We start from the raw sequence: 15,585 nt of genomic DNA, 5'->3' as shown, positions 1-15,585 counted from the left end.
AAGAAAAGCTCCGAAATCAGGAGAACGCAGTTCGACGCGGAGTTTTCAAATCGGTTTTTCTTCAGAATTAAATCTGAAGAAAAAATTCCTCAACTTGAATGTCCTTTTTTGATTCGTTTTTTGGACAAGCAAAAAATGAATTACTAATAAAAAATAAAATGAATATTTTAGACAAAATAGTAATAGATAAACGCAAAGAAGTAGATTTAAGAAAATCCTTAATCCCTATCTCACAACTAGAACAATCTGTTTTATTTACAAGAGCAACCACTTCTTTGGCTCAAAATTTAAAAAATAGTAAATCAGGAATAATCGCCGAGCATAAACGACGTTCGCCTTCAAAATCTGTTATAAATAACGGTTTAAATGTTCAAGATGTAGCCACAGGTTACGAAAAAGCAGGCGTTTGTGGTATGTCGGTTTTAACAGATGGAAAATATTTTGGTGGTTCTCTAGACGATTTATTAACGGCAAGAGCCAGTTGCAATTTACCGCTATTACGCAAGGAATTCATTATTGATGAATATCAAATTCTTGAAGCCAAAGCATACGGCGCCGATGTTATTTTACTCATTGCGGCTATTTTAACCAGAGACGAAATCAAGCAATTTTCAGAATTAGCAAAAAGTTTAAAATTAGATGTGCTTTTAGAAGTTCATAACGAAGAAGAATTACACAAATCCATAATGCCAAGTTTAGATATGTTAGGCGTTAATAACCGAAATTTAAAAACGTTCGATGTTAGCCTAAACACCAGCAAAGCATTAAGTAAAATAATTCCAGACGATTTTGTAAAAGTATCAGAAAGTGGTATAAGCAATATTGAGGCTATTAAAGAATTACAACCCTACGGTTACCAAGGTTTTTTAATAGGAGAAAATTTTATGAAAACCGATAATCCTGGTGCAAGTGCAACAGAATTTATTAAAAGCCTAAGTTAATTCACCTAGATTATCAGAATTCATATTCCAACACACAGAAAATGAAAGACACTTCAAACATAACACAACAAGCTACAGAACAAACTGATAGCGCTGCTATTAAGCTTAAAATCTGTGGTATGAAATACCAAGATAATATCGAGCAAGTCGCTTCGCTTCAACCCGATTATCTTGGCTTTATATTTTACGATAAAACACCTAGAAATTACGATGCTAAAACCATTACAAATGTACCAGAAACCATAAAAAAAACTGGAGTTTTTGTAAATGCCGAAATTAGCACCATTATTAAAACTGTAACCGATTACAACTTGCAAGCCGTACAACTTCACGGTCACGAATCGCCATATTATTGCAGTATTTTAAAATCGACAAAACTTTTTACAAAAAATAAAGTAGAAATTATAAAAGTGTTTTCTGTAAACGAAAGCTTCAATTTTAATCAATTAGAGCCTTACGAAGTGGTTTGCGACTATTTTCTGTTCGATACCAAAGGCAAACTTCCAGGAGGTAATGGTTACAAGTTCGATTGGAGTTTGTTAAACAATTACCCATCAACAAAACCCTTCTTTTTAAGCGGAGGTATTGGCTTAAGCGATGTAGATGTAATCAATAAATTTAAAACTAGCGAAGCATCAAAATACTGTTATGCTATCGATATAAATAGTAAATTTGAAATTGAACCCGGACTTAAAAAAGTTTCGGCCTTAAAAGCATTCAAAAACCATCTCAATAATAAAAACATGAATTTATATAATGTAGATGAAAAAGGCTATTACGGCGAATTTGGCGGTGCATACATTCCAGAAATGCTCTATCCAAACGTCGAGGAGTTACGCCAAAAATATTTAGAAGTTATGAGCGAACCTTCATTTAAAGAAGAATTCAATCAGCTTTTAAAAGATTATGTTGGGCGCCCATCGCCATTATACTTTGCAAAACGCCTTTCAGAAAAATACAACACCAAAATTTATTTAAAACGCGAGGATTTAAATCATACCGGCGCACATAAAATAAACAATACTATTGGTCAAATTTTAATGGCAAAACGCTTAGGTAAACACCGCATAATTGCCGAAACTGGTGCAGGCCAACACGGTGTTGCAACTGCCACCGTTTGTGCATTAATGGGCTTAGAATGTATTGTGTATATGGGCGAAATTGACATTGCACGACAAGCTCCAAACGTTGCCCGTATGAAAATGCTTGGCGCGACAGTAGTTCCGGCAAAATCAGGAAGTCGTACTTTAAAAGATGCCACTAACGAAGCCATTCGCGATTGGATTAACAATCCCGTAGATACGCATTACATTATTGGTTCTGCTATTGGTCCGCATCCATATCCAGATATGGTCACCCGTTTTCAAGCTGTGATTTCAGAAGAAATTAAATGGCAATTATTAGAGCACGAAAACAAAGAAAACCCAGATTATGTTGTGGCATGTATTGGCGGAGGAAGTAATGCAGCAGGAACCTATTACCACTATTTACACGACGAAGATGTAAAAATTATAGCTGTTGAAGCTGCTGGTTTAGGCGTAGATTCTGGCGAAAGTGCAGCCACATCGGTATTAGGAAAAGAAGGTATTATTCACGGCTGTAAAACGTTGTTAATGCAAACTAACGACGGACAAATAACAGAGCCCTACTCTATTTCAGCAGGCTTAGATTATCCTGGAGTTGGCCCAATGCACGCGCATTTAGCAAAAACAGGACGCGCAGAATTTATGTCTATTACCGACGACCAAGCCATGAATGCCGGTTTAGAACTTTGTAAATTAGAAGGTATTATTCCAGCTATAGAGAGTTCGCACGCCTTGGCCATTTTCGAGCAAAAAACGTTCAAACCAGACGACATTGTAGTAGTTAGTTTATCGGGACGTGGCGATAAAGATTTGAATAATTATATTGAGTATTTTAAAATATAATTAGTGTTTTTTCATTTCCGAGAAATCGGAAATCTCAAAGTCTATGGATGTTCACTATGTATACATTTTAACTAATAAAAACCATACGGTTTTATATGTAGGACGAACGAAGCAGTTAAAATTGAGATTAAAACAACACAAAACTAATGGTCCAAAAACTTTTACAGGAAAGTACAACGTAACAAAACTCGTTTATTTTGAAACTACAAAGTATGTTAACAACTCAATAAAACGAGAACGACAAATAAAAAAATGGAACAGATCATGGAAAATAAGTTTAATAAATAGTTTAAACCCCGATTGGAAAGATCTTTCAGAATACATATAAAATAGATTCCCTCTTTCGAGGGAATAAAAAATTATTCATTTTCAATGAACAGAATAAATCAAAAACTAAAAGAAAACAAAAAGTTACTATCCATATACTTTACGGCAGGATATCCAAGCCTTAACGATACAGTTTCAATAATACAAGATCTTGAAAAAAATGGTGTCGATATGATTGAAATTGGTCTTCCGTTTAGCGATCCTCTAGCCGATGGACCAACCATTCAAGATAGCTCAACGCAAGCCTTAAAAAATGGCATGACCACCGAGGTGCTTTTTAATCAACTTAAAGACATCCGAAAAACGGTAAATATTCCGTTAATAATTATGGGGTATTTTAACCCTATGTTTCAATATGGTGTTGAAGCTTTTTGTAAAAAATGTCAAGAAATAGGCATCGACGGACTCATAATTCCGGATCTACCGGTAGATGTTTACCATGAAAAATATCAATCTACATTCGAGAAATATGGTTTATCGAACGTATTTTTAATAACACCACAAACTAGCGATGATCGCATTCGTTATATAGATTCCGTATCAAACGGTTTTATTTACATGGTTAGTAGCGCTAGTACAACAGGTGCAAAATCTGGTTTTGGTGACGAGCAAACCGCATATTTTGAGCGTATAAACAGTTTAAACTTAAAAAACCCGCAAATAGTTGGTTTTGGTATTAGTAACAACGCCACCTTTACAGCGGCAACAAAATATGCAAAAGGCGCCATTATAGGTAGCGCTTTTGTAAAACATTTAACCGCAAAAAATGCAAAAGAAATAGATACGTTTGTTTCTTCAATTTTAAGTTAAACACAACACATCATGGTACAAAAACAAAAAGTAATAGTGGTAGGCGCAGGTTTTGCCGGCTTACGAGTTGCTCAAGATTTAATAAACAATCCTGCTTTCGAGGTTTTATTAATAGATAAGCATAACTATCATCAATTTCAACCGTTAATGTACCAAGTGGCTACGGCGCGATTAGAGCCTGCTAGTATTTCTTTTCCGTTGCGAAAAGTGTTTCAAAAAGCCAAAAATGTAAAAATTAGAATTACTAAAGTTGAAGAAATAAACACCGAAGAAAATTATATTTCTACACCAATTGGTACATTTGAATACGATCATTTAATTATTGCCATTGGGTGCACAACAAACTATTTTAACAATGCTAATCTTGCTGATTATGCATACCCAATGAAAACTATTCCTGAAGCCATTCAGCTTAGAAATAGAATTTTACAAACCTTTGAAGATGCATTAAACACAAAAAACGAAACCGAATTACAAACCTTACTAAACTTTGTAATTGTTGGTGGTGGCCCTACAGGAGTAGAACTTGCTGGTGCATTGGCCGAAATGAAAAAACACATTTTACCCAAAGATTATCCAGACAAAGATTTCTCAAAACTAACCATTTACCTATTAGAAGGCTCTCCAAACACCTTAAGCCCAATGAGTAAAGGTTCGCAAACCAAATCGCAAGAGTATCTTGAAGATTTAGGTGTTGTGGTAAAAACAAATACATTTGTTAAGGATTACGATGGTGAAATGGTAACTTTAAATACTGGAGAACACATTACCTCTAAAAACGTAATTTGGGCAGCCGGTGTAACCGGAAATAAAATTCAAGGTTTGCACGAAGACATTTTTACCCGTGGCAACCGATTGGTAGTTGATAGGTTTAATAAAACAAAAGCTATTAAAAATATTTATGCTCTAGGCGATATTGCATATATGGAAACACAAGCATTCCCAAAAGGACACCCACAAGTAGCTAGCGTTGCCATACAACAAGCTGCTTTATTAGCTAAAAACTTAATAAATGAAGCTAAAAACAAACCTTTAAAGGAGTTTGAGTATACCGATAAAGGTTCCATGGCTACTATTGGAAAACGAAAAGCCGTGGTAGATTTGCCTAAATTTAGCTTCCAAGGGAGATTGGCTTGGTTTACATGGATGTTTATTCACTTAATGCTAATTTTAAGTGTAAAAAATAAACTTTTGATTTTTATGAATTGGATGATTAGTTACTTTAATAACGATAGTACACTTCGTATTTTAATGAAGCCTGTTGCTAATCGAGTTAAAATAAAATAAGATTTATCCAGTTAATTTCTTAAACAACATCATCATGAAAAAAAACATAAGTGCCATTGTATTTGCCATTGCTATCGTTATAGCTTCTGTAATTTTAGGAAACGCGGTTATTAATCGTAATAAAAAAACAGGAACCATTGCGGTAACTGGTTTAGGAAAAACAAATTTTACTTCAGATTTAATTGTTTGGGAAGCTAAATTTTCTCAGGTCAACTCCGATTTAAAGCAAGCGTATTCCGATTTAAAAAGAGATAAAGAATCCATTTTAACTTACTTTAAAGCAAAAGGATTAAGCGACGATATTATTGTTTTTAATGCTGTTGAAACCAATAAGAACTTTAGCCCAAATTATTCTACAGATGGAAAATATTTAGGACAGGATTTTACAGGTTATACCTTAAGCCAAACGGTTCAAATAAATTCTAACGATGTTGAAAAGGTTGAGAAAATATCGCGCGAAGTTACCGAATTATTAAACAAAGGCATTCAATTATATTCCAACCCGCCGCGCTATTATTATACAAAATTAGAAGATTTAAAAATTGAAATGATAGCTCAAGCAACAGATAATGCACATTTACGTGCAAAAAGTATTGCCGAAAATTCTGGAGCTATTCTTGGCGAGTTACAAACTGCACAAATGGGTATTTTTCAAATTACGGGTCAAAACTCAAACGAAGACTATTCTTGGGGCGGTGCTTACAACACATCATCAAAAGAAAAAACAGCTTCTATTACAATGAAGCTTACTTATTTGGTTAAATAAAGGATTTAACACTTATTATCAATATTTTAATAACTATTTAATAGAATTTCCTCTGTTCAATTCATATATTAAGAATGAACATTAAAATTTAAATGATATGGGAATTATTGAAGACAAAAGAAAATTTAAAACAACCAAAGAACAAAGTAATCCAACAAATCCTTCGGGAAACATAAATCAAAATACAAATGATTTTGATATAAATGAAGCCACAATAAAAAAGCAACAACATAAGCATTAATTTACTAATTGCTTTATTAATAACTTGTAACCTATTCTATTTTTTAGAATAGGTTATTTTATATTTACCGCTTATTAACTTTTATATGCAATGCCTTTAAATATTGTTTTAATAGAACCAGAAATACCTAATAACACAGGAAATATTGGCCGTTTAGCTTTGGCCTCTGGAGCAAAACTACATTTGGTAAAGCCTTTTGGTTTCGAAATAGACGACAAACGCTTAAAACGTGCTGGTTTAGATTATTGGCAACATCTAGAAGTAATTTATTATGAAAACACCGAAGAATTCTTCCGTGTAAACACCTCAAAAAAAATGGCATTTCTATCAAGTCATGGTACTAAAAACCATTGGGACATTCCGTTTGAAGATGATTTCTTCTTAATTTTTGGAAAAGAATCGGTTGGGTTATCAAAAGATATTATTGAAAATTATCCCAATCAACTTTATAAAATCCCCATGTTTAGTGAACATATTAGAAGTCTAAATTTAGCTAATGCTGTAAGTATTACTATTTACGAAGCTATTAGACAATTAAAATTATAAAAAACCATTTCTTTTTAGTAGATTTAAAACAATAATTTAAAAACAACTTTACTGTTTTCTTAACCCAAAACCAATAACAAAAATGAGAACAACTATATTATTATTACTAGTATCTGTTTTACTTATTGGCTGCGAAGAAACCAAGGAAGTTAGCTCTATAAACCCCGAAAACTGGAGTAAACGTTATGCAAAAATTAACCCAACGGATAGTTTAGAATACGGCAAATCTTACCTTTCTATTTATGCACAAATTTACAGCATGTCTGAGCATAAAACACACAATTTAACCTCTATGGTAAGTTTAAGAAACATAAGCGAAACCGACACTGTTTATGTTTTAAGAGCCGAATATTTTGATACCCACGGCGCTTCCATAAGAAACTACTTTAAACAACCTATTTTTTTAGCACCACTTGAAACTGCCGAAATTATAATTGATGAAATTGATGTTATTGGTGGAACCGGATCGAATTTTATTTTTGAATGGAAAACACCATTAAACGCACCAGAACCTTTGTTTGAAGGTGTTATGAATTCTACTATGGGACAACAAGGTTTATCGTTTACAACACAGGCAAAACGCATTAAATAGCGTTTATTTTTTAGGAAATTGTTGTTTTATATTCCTAACAATATCTTCTAAACCATTTACTTTAAGCTCATAAACTTGCCGAAGCATATCGCCCAATTGCCCTTTTGGGAAACCTTTACTATTGTACCAAACAATGTAATACTCGGGTAAATCTATTAAATATCTACCTTCATATTTACCAAATGGCATTTTAGTATGCGCTAGTTTTATTAAAAAGTCTTTATTGGGGAACATGTTGGTTGTTGGATATTTGTTGTTGGTTGTTGGTTGTTTGTTTTTTGTTGGCTGTTTCTAGTATCTTGATTCTTAGTTCTAGCTTCTTAATTCTTAATTCTTGATTCTTGATTCTTGATTCTTGATTCTTGATTCTTGATTCTTACAAAAACTAATCATTTGTCGCAAAATCTTCCAATGCTTTCAATTCGTCTTCAATGTACAGTTTCCATTGTAATTGAGCTTCAAAATTTCTTGAAAAATCTGTTTCTGCATCGTATTTATTTTGAAACGCCGCCAATTCTCTATTAACATTATTATGCACTGTTTTTAACTCTTGTTTTACATTATTAGACGTTTTTATTTTGCTAATACGCTGCCTAAACTTTCTGGCAAACAGTTCTGTAATATCAAAATGAAGTTGTTCGTGTCCAAGCACATGTTTTGTTGCTTTGTTTGGCAAATACCAAGACTTTTCGGGGTAAAAATGCGCATGAACTTCTGTTGTGAAATCAACAACCTTATGGTTGTCTGTTTCTGTTATCGAAAATCCAAATGTAATTCCAGACGCAGTAATTGCCACGGCACCAGTATTCGCCTTTGGTTTTCCTTTAAAATCATTCCAAGTCAACTTATAATTTGCTTGCCACGATTTAATCGAAGCGTCTTGCACATTAAAAAGAAAAAATAAACAAATAAATACTAATCTGTACACGTTTTTAGGAGTTAAAAACTAAAAACGACTATTTACCAAGTATTATTGCTCAACCTCGACAACCGATAAGTTATCGTATTTCACCAAATACACACTATCGTTGTAATAACCACCGTAAAGCTTGTGCTTGTAAGAGAATTTATTCTCTACATACTCGGTTAACAAAGTGTTTTTTGCCGAAATAAATAAGTTTTCTGAAGTAACTAAACGCAACACAATGTCCATAGTTAAATCGAAACCTTTTACAGCGCGTTTATTAGGAGTTATGTTATAAAGCTTATCATATTTTTTAGTAAAACTACTGGTATCGTTAAAACTAGATTCTTTAGAGCTTGTTGCAAACAAGAATTGTAAACTCGATAAATGAGTATTGTTTATTTGGTCGCCTTCAAAAGCAGCATTTTCGTTTGTTGTAGTTAAAATAATTTCGGTTGGTTTCGCACCTTCAACCAAAACTTTATTATTTAACGAAGCCAAAATACTAGATACATTCGAGGCAAACCCCTCGTTCGATGTTTCTAAAAACACAATATTTCTACCAGGTTTAAGCACAGCCTGTATATCATCTTTTATTACAAAAAATTCATCTTTACCCGTTTTCTTATCTTTTCTTGAAGTAACAGGTTTCGCAGCATTAAATTCACGTTTTAATTCTAAAGCCACATCAGCCGTTTTACTATCGGAAATAATAACTATATTTTTCGCTAACGAATCTTTTTTAATGTAATTAATTATTTTCGACTTTAATAACTCATCCGAAGGTTTTGACTGAAACACATTGCCATGAAGCTTTAAGTTAGACCCAATAGGCGACACAACTGGCACAGACATTTTATTTAATTGCGAAGCAACCTTATCGAAAGGCGCCGTGGTTAAGGGACCAATAACAGCATCAACAGTATCGAAGTTATTTTCGTTTAATATTTTAGCTACTTCACTTACTTGTCCTTTAGTATCGTAAACATCCACCTTTACCGAAACTCCAAGTGTTTTTAAAGAATCTAAAGCCATTAAAACGCCCGAATAAAAATCTAAAGAAGCATTTAAATATCTATCCGATTTTATACTGCGTTTAGTATCAACCACCGAGTCAAAATCCACTCTATGCAATCTAAAAGGCAACATTACAGCAATATGCTTGGTGCTAAAATCGCTAATACTATCTGCAAGATTAATAGCCTGTAACCCCGAAGATGTTAAGGTTTCAACCGCGTTCGAAAATGGTATTTTTAAAATCATACCTTCTTTTAATCCGCTTTCGGCCAACCCCGGATTTAAACCTTCCAACTGGGTTTGTTCTAATCCTAATTTTAATTTTAAGCGATAAAACCCTTCTTTAGGAAGCACTTTATAATAGCTATACTTTTCGTCTATTACTTGCTGTTCCGACTTCTCAACATTTGGCACATTAATAATTTGTCCATCCTTTAAAACCTCGCCCATTTCTGGATTTAAATCTTCTAATTCCTTAACCGAAATTCCAAATTTATAAGCAATACGCCATTTACCTTCTTTTGGCAAAACCTTATATTCCGTAGTTTCTTGAACTTCCTCTACTACTTCGGTAACTTTAAAAACCGGGATTTTTATTTTATCACCTTTTTTTAAAGGGTTCGCATATAAAAAAGTATTGTGTTTTTTTATCTCATCTTCAGTAATGTTATACTGTTTCGCTAGGCCATATAAAGTTTCTCTACGTTTAGTCTTATGCTCCTTAAAACCATTTAACTCTTTAATAACAGTCACTTTAGGCTTTTCAGATTTCGAAATAGGAATAATTAAAATAGTATTGGCCTTCAACCCTTTTTTCGCATCGGGGTTTAAACTATAAATATCGGCAGGAGTAACATAATACTGTTTAGCTAAAGCTTCTACGGTTTCGCCCTCTTTTACACGATGCGTACTAAAGTTTTGTCCCCTAGCGGTAGTAAACCAACCTATTAAAATTAATGCTATTAAAAATTTCTTCATTTTACTTTGTAAGCTGTAAGTTTGTTAACGGTAATAAACCAAAATATATACGTAAGTTTTTAAGCAAACAGATTAAAAACCTACAAAATTATAGCACATAACATGCCAAAAATTAATTGGGCGTTACCCCGTTTTCGATTTTTGTCGCAAACGGCGTCGGGCTATTCATTACAAGTCCTCGCGCCCCGATACAATCGGGATCGCTGTGGGCTTTCCATTTCTATCCCTAACGCGGGTGTACTTGCTAAAAATAGACTTCAACAAAAATTTATTCCCACTCTATAGTTGCAGGTGGTTTAGAACTAATGTCGTAAACTACCCTATTAACGCCTTTTACTTTATTTATTATTTCGTTGCTCGTTTTTTGTAAAAATTCGTAAGGTAAGTTAACCCAATCTGCAGTCATTCCGTCGGTGCTTTCAACAGCACGAAGCGCCACACATTTTTCGTACGTACGCTCGTCTCCCATTACACCAACACTATTAACCGGTAATAACATAGCTCCAGCTTGCCAAACCTTATCGTAAAGTCCCCATTCTTTTAAGCCATTAATAAAAATAGCATCAACCTCTTGTAACATGCGCACTTTTTCGGCCGTAATATCCCCTAAAATACGAATTCCTAAACCAGGACCCGGAAACGGATGTCTACCTAATAATTCTGGACTAACCCCTAAACTTGCACCTACACGACGTACTTCATCTTTAAAAATAGCACGTAGTGGCTCTACAATTTTAAGTTTCATAAAATCGGGTAAACCACCAACGTTATGATGACTTTTTATAGTTGCCGACGGCCCACCAGTTGCCGAAACACTTTCAATAACATCGGGATAAATAGTACCTTGAGCCAACCATGTAACATCTTTAATTTTATGTGCTTCATCATCAAACACCTCAATAAAAGCATTACCAATAGCTTTACGTTTTTTCTCTGGGTCTTCAATACCTTTTAAAGCATCAAGAAAACGTTGCGATGCGTCTACACCTTTAACGTTTAATCCCATGCCTTCGTATTGTTTTAAAACGTTTTCAAATTCATTTTTACGTAATAATCCGTTATTTACGAAAATACAATATAGGTTATCTCCAATAGCTTTGTTTAATAAAACTGCAGCAATAGTAGAATCTACACCTCCAGATAAGCCTAAAACAACTTTATCGTTTCCTACTTTTTCTTGAATAGCAGCAACCGTTTCTTCAACAAACGATTGTGGTGTCCAATCTTGATTTAGGCCTGCTATTTTTACTAAAAAATTCTCCAGCAATAGTTTCCCGTCTGTAGAATGATACACCTCTGGGTGAAATTGAATAGCATACGTAGTTTCGCCTTCTATTTTATAAGCAGCATTTTCAACATCGGTTGTACTTGCCAATAAAACACCATTTGAAGGTAATTTTTTAATGGTATCGCTATGGCTCATCCAAACTTGGCTACCTTCATTTATACCTTCAAAAAATATCTCATCACCTTTTATGTAAGATAAATTAGCACGACCATATTCTCTGGTGTTTGATGGCGCTACTTCTCCTCCCGAAAAATGGGCTAAATATTGTGCGCCGTAACAAACTGCCAGCATTGGCTTTTTTGCACGTAGTTCGCTTAATTCTGGGTGTAAAGCCTTTTCGCCTCTTACCGAATTTGGACTACCGGAAAGAATTACAGCTTTATACTCGCTTAAATTAGTTGGAATTTTGTTAAATGGATGTATTTCGGAATAGATGTTAAGCTCTCTAACTCTGCGCGCAATAAGTTGTGTGTATTGCGATCCGAAGTCTAAAATAAGTACCTTGTCGTGTTGCATGCGCAAAAATAATAATTGATTTTTTAATTGCTAATTACGAGTCGTAATTTTTTTACTTAATTGTCAACAAAACTTTTTTTAAACCTAATCTTTAAAAATTAACAAAACAAAAAAAATTAATTAACTAATATCAACTAAAGGTAAAATACTTCTCGATACAAATTTGCTTCGTTGCTCTGCGCAAATTCACCCGAATTTATAAAGAATATCAATCTAGGCACACTCGTCGGTTCGAGTGATTCCGAGGCACGAGGAATTGTATCGAGAAAAATAAACACTTATTTATTTCATTGACTCTAAAATCAATTTTATATCCTCTTCTGTAGTATCAGGATTTATAAAGCAGAAACGAGAAACAGTTTCATAAGTATTTCCAGACTTCCATTTTGTTGGTGTTACCAGTGCAAAGCCCGATTTTTGGTTCTCGTATGTCCAATGCGTATAATCTTCAGGCTTCCACCCTATTCTTCTATACAAAACACAAGATAAACTTGGTTCTCTAACCAACTCGACATGTGGCTCATTCTCTATTAATTTTCCTGCAATTTGTGCTAATTCTAAACCGCGTTCTACGGCTTCTTTATAACGGTTTGTGCCATGAGTTGCTAACGAAAACCATAATGGCAAGCCACGTACACGACGCGTTAATTGTATTTGGTAGTCGGTTGGGTTAAACCCATGAGCGCCTTCATCTTTAAAAATATCTAGATACGAACCTTGTTGCGAATGCGCTTTTTTAGCTAATTCTGGTTGTTTGTATATTACGGCGCCACAATCGTATGGCGAAAACATCCATTTATGCGGATCTATAGTTATGCTATCTGCACGCTCAATGCCATTAAATAAATGTCTTACCGAATCTGCTACCAAAGCACCACCACCATAAGCAGCATCAACATGGAACCATAAATTTTCTTGTTCACAAATATTTGCAATTCCTGTTAAACCGTCTATAATTCCGGCATTTGTTGTTCCTCCAGTTGCCACAACAGCAAATAAACGTTCACGCTGATCTTTACTTAAACTGTTTATACAGTCTTGTAAACCTTCTTCACTCATTACATCTTCAGTTTCAACAAGCAAAATATCTACATCTGCTACTTTTGCCATAGCTTTAATGGAAGAATGTGCTCCTGAAGATGTTATAATTAAACCGCGTTGTGTTTTATGAACAGCATTTTCGCGCCAATGTTCTCGGGCTGTAACAATAGCCGATAAATTTGCTGCAGTACCACCACTGGTAAATACACCAAATGCACCTTCTGGTAGCCCTGTTAAAGACACAATCCAGGACATGGCTTCGTTCTCACAAAAAATACCGCCTGCACCTTCCATCCAATAGGCGCCGTGTATACTTGATGCCGATGTTACCAAATCGAACATAATTGCTGCTCGAGTTGGAGATGCTGGCACAAATGCTAAATGCCTAGGATGGTCTATTGGCACAACAGCTTTTGACAAGTGTTTTTTCCACATATCGAAAGCATATTCGCCTCCCACACCTTTTGGTGTAATGGTTTCGCCTACCAATGCTTTTAACTCTTCAGCCTTTTTAGGTATACCAATATCAAATTTTGTGTTAGATACACGGTCTATGGTATACTTCATGACATCTAATGTCATTTCAACTAAATTTATATCTATTTTATGCATGTAATATTATAGCGTGATTATTAAAAATTCTGATTTTAATGGTTCTAGATTAGAAACTAAGGCTTTAATTAAATTATCGCCATATTCCAGATATATTTCAGAAAAATTGGTGTAACGTTCCTGTAAACTTTCATTAGGAAATAATTCGTTTTTTATTGTGGTAGCACGCTCAACCTCATCTTTTAACTTGCGCTTTTGAGCTTGCAACAAACGCTTTTCTAAAGCTTCTAAGCCTTTTATTTGCTTTATTTCTTGTGCTTTTACTGCGCCTATAAAAGATTTATCTGTTTGTTCGGCTAATGTGTATAAATCTTTAAACTGATTTACTAAATGTTCTTTTTGAGATGAAAAATCAATGTCTATATTCGATATATCTCGCACACGCTTATTTATAAATGCATGCTTTTTCAAGAATAAATGCTCGGTACTTATATTAAGTTTTTCAAGCTTTTTTTGCTGATTATTGGACTGTAACAACACAGAATTGCGCAACAACAATATAGGAAAAGACACATTTACAGCTGTAAAAAAATCTTTTAACTGAAACCAGTATGCCAACTCTCCGCCACCACCAATGTAACATAAATTAGGTAAAATAACTTCTTGATAAAGCGGACGCATAATAACGTTTGGCGAAAAACGTTCTGGTGCCTCGTCGAGGTGTTTAAGTATGTCACGCTTGCTCCAAGTAATATCTGTATTTAAAACTTTATAAACTTCATCTTGAAAAACAATACGTTCTCGTAAATTTTTATTTAGATAAAACAGATTTATTTCACGAGGGTTTACTTGAATTTTATAAGCTTCTGAAACTTGAACTAAAGCTTCATTTGTTTGGTTTACTTCATTAAAAGCGGTCTGTTTTATTAATTCCTCTTTTATATAAGGAATAAAAAGCCGCTTCAATTCACTTTGGTTCGCATCAATAATTACTAAACCGTAATCTTTAAACAGTTCGTTTACTAAAAAATGGGTTGCTTCAGCTAAATTACTATGCTCCAAATAAGCTCTTTTAAAAAGCTGCTTTAGGGCTTCTGCATTTTTACTACTACCTAATTCTGTTGAAAACACATTAAAAACAGCATCTAGCCCATCGGTTAATAGTTCTCCAACGGCTCCACTTGCGGCTTTATTCCAAACTACTTTTTTTCCTTTAAAATTAAAATAGTTTATTTCATCAAAATCATGATCTTCTGTAGCCATCCAATAAACAGGCACAAAATGTTGTTCTTTATATTCCTTTTTTAATTCTTCTGTTAAATTTATAGTAGCTACAATTTTATACAAGAAATATAATGGCCCAGTGAATAAATTTAACTGGTGCCCTGTTGTAATTGTAAATGTGTTATCTTCTTTTAAAAGATCAATATTATTTAAAGTTTTATCTGAAGTATTTAATTTAGCATATTGCCGTTTTAAACTTTCTACTAAAACGAGTCGCGTATTTTTACTAAACCCTTTTTGTTTTTCTTCTATTTGCTTTTTAAAGCTACTTAAATTCGGGTAGTTATTGTAAAACGCATTTAATTCTGTTTTTTGGTCTAAATAATCGCAAATTAACTGCGAAAAGTAACCTGTTTGTTTAAACGGAAGACTTTGTTTTTGCATGGTTGATTATAAGAAACCGTAAATATACGGCTATTGCAATTGTTAATTTCTAAAAATTAAGTTAAGAAAAGGCTTTCAATTTCCTATCTCTTGGGAATTTAAAATGTTTTCCTACACACTATTTAAACTCATTTTAAATATTAATACCGAGGTAACCTTGGTAAAGTTAGTCTAACAATATTT

Annotated in this window: 15 protein-coding genes and 1 pseudogene; 10 read left to right on the top strand and 6 right to left on the bottom strand. The window is 33.8% G+C overall.

Annotated features, from left to right (window positions below; all coding sequences use genetic code 11):
* The first annotated feature begins 158 nt into the window (after nt 1-158).
* The 10 genes and pseudogenes from trpC (at nt 159) to LG651_RS07745 (ending at nt 7,438) form a co-directional block, all read left to right on the top strand.
* Nucleotides 159-941, top strand: a complete 783-nt coding sequence (gene trpC / locus LG651_RS07785) for an indole-3-glycerol phosphate synthase TrpC (RefSeq protein ID WP_226695611.1) — start codon at nt 159-161, stop codon at nt 939-941.
* 41 nt (nt 942-982) lie between these two features.
* A pseudogene (locus LG651_RS15805) lies at nt 983-1,648 on the top strand (phosphoribosylanthranilate isomerase); the annotation flags it as partial.
* A gap of 36 nt (nt 1,649-1,684) precedes the next feature.
* Nucleotides 1,685-2,869 (top strand): tryptophan synthase subunit beta, encoded by a 1,185-nt coding sequence (trpB, locus tag LG651_RS15800; protein ID WP_044633766.1) that lies wholly within the window; start codon nt 1,685-1,687, stop codon nt 2,867-2,869.
* A gap of 43 nt (nt 2,870-2,912) precedes the next feature.
* Complete coding sequence (locus LG651_RS07775; RefSeq protein ID WP_044633739.1) at nt 2,913-3,197, top strand: GIY-YIG nuclease family protein; 285 nt, start codon at nt 2,913-2,915, stop codon at nt 3,195-3,197.
* A 44-nt stretch (nt 3,198-3,241) separates the two neighbouring features.
* Nucleotides 3,242-4,006, top strand: a complete 765-nt coding sequence (gene trpA / locus LG651_RS07770; RefSeq protein ID WP_226695564.1) for a tryptophan synthase subunit alpha — start codon at nt 3,242-3,244, stop codon at nt 4,004-4,006.
* A gap of 12 nt (nt 4,007-4,018) precedes the next feature.
* Nucleotides 4,019-5,293, top strand: coding sequence for an NAD(P)/FAD-dependent oxidoreductase (locus LG651_RS07765; RefSeq protein WP_226695563.1), 1,275 nt, complete (start codon nt 4,019-4,021; stop codon nt 5,291-5,293).
* A 34-nt stretch (nt 5,294-5,327) separates the two neighbouring features.
* The gene (locus tag LG651_RS07760; RefSeq protein WP_226695562.1) at nt 5,328-6,059 is read left to right on the top strand and encodes an SIMPL domain-containing protein; all 732 of its coding nucleotides are present in this window, start codon (nt 5,328-5,330) and stop codon (nt 6,057-6,059) included.
* A gap of 97 nt (nt 6,060-6,156) precedes the next feature.
* Nucleotides 6,157-6,300 carry a hypothetical protein gene (locus tag LG651_RS07755; RefSeq protein WP_226695561.1) on the top strand — a complete coding sequence of 48 codons (144 nt, stop codon included), beginning with the start codon at nt 6,157-6,159 and terminating at the stop codon, nt 6,298-6,300.
* 90 nt (nt 6,301-6,390) lie between these two features.
* Nucleotides 6,391-6,846: a tRNA (cytidine(34)-2'-O)-methyltransferase gene (locus tag LG651_RS07750; RefSeq protein WP_226695560.1), complete on the top strand. Its 456-nt coding sequence runs from the start codon at nt 6,391-6,393 to the stop codon at nt 6,844-6,846.
* 82 nt (nt 6,847-6,928) lie between these two features.
* Entirely contained in the window at nt 6,929-7,438 is a 510-nt protein-coding gene (locus tag LG651_RS07745) for a DUF3124 domain-containing protein (protein ID WP_226695559.1), read from the top strand.
* A gap of 3 nt (nt 7,439-7,441) precedes the next feature.
* Here the strand turns inward: LG651_RS07745 and LG651_RS07740 are convergent, their stop codons facing one another.
* The 6 genes from LG651_RS07740 to bshC form a co-directional block, all read right to left on the bottom strand.
* The gene (locus LG651_RS07740) at nt 7,442-7,672 is read right to left on the bottom strand and encodes a DUF3820 family protein (RefSeq protein WP_226544517.1); all 231 of its coding nucleotides are present in this window, start codon (nt 7,670-7,672) and stop codon (nt 7,442-7,444) included.
* 151 nt (nt 7,673-7,823) lie between these two features.
* The gene (locus LG651_RS15795) at nt 7,824-8,366 is read right to left on the bottom strand and encodes a DUF922 domain-containing protein (protein WP_226695558.1); all 543 of its coding nucleotides are present in this window, start codon (nt 8,364-8,366) and stop codon (nt 7,824-7,826) included.
* 42 nt (nt 8,367-8,408) lie between these two features.
* Nucleotides 8,409-10,337 carry a LysM peptidoglycan-binding domain-containing protein gene (locus LG651_RS07730; RefSeq protein ID WP_226695557.1) on the bottom strand — a complete coding sequence of 643 codons (1,929 nt, stop codon included), beginning with the start codon at nt 10,335-10,337 and terminating at the stop codon, nt 8,409-8,411.
* A 268-nt stretch (nt 10,338-10,605) separates the two neighbouring features.
* Complete coding sequence (gene guaA, locus LG651_RS07725; protein WP_226695556.1) at nt 10,606-12,141, bottom strand: glutamine-hydrolyzing GMP synthase; 1,536 nt, start codon at nt 12,139-12,141, stop codon at nt 10,606-10,608.
* 282 nt (nt 12,142-12,423) lie between these two features.
* Entirely contained in the window at nt 12,424-13,794 is a 1,371-nt protein-coding gene (locus LG651_RS07720; protein WP_226695555.1) for a pyridoxal phosphate-dependent decarboxylase family protein, read from the bottom strand.
* Between the two features lie 6 nt (nt 13,795-13,800).
* Nucleotides 13,801-15,402 carry a bacillithiol biosynthesis cysteine-adding enzyme BshC gene (gene bshC, locus LG651_RS07715; RefSeq protein WP_226695554.1) on the bottom strand — a complete coding sequence of 534 codons (1,602 nt, stop codon included), beginning with the start codon at nt 15,400-15,402 and terminating at the stop codon, nt 13,801-13,803.
* Between the last annotated feature and the right edge of the window lie 183 nt (nt 15,403-15,585).

Source organism: Neotamlana sargassicola (assembly GCF_020523965.1).
In the GTDB taxonomy this organism is placed as follows: Bacteria; Bacteroidota; Bacteroidia; order Flavobacteriales; family Flavobacteriaceae; genus Neotamlana; species Neotamlana sargassicola.
Note: the sequence above shows the minus strand (reverse complement) of the source record. Positions and strands in the feature narration are given on the sequence as shown.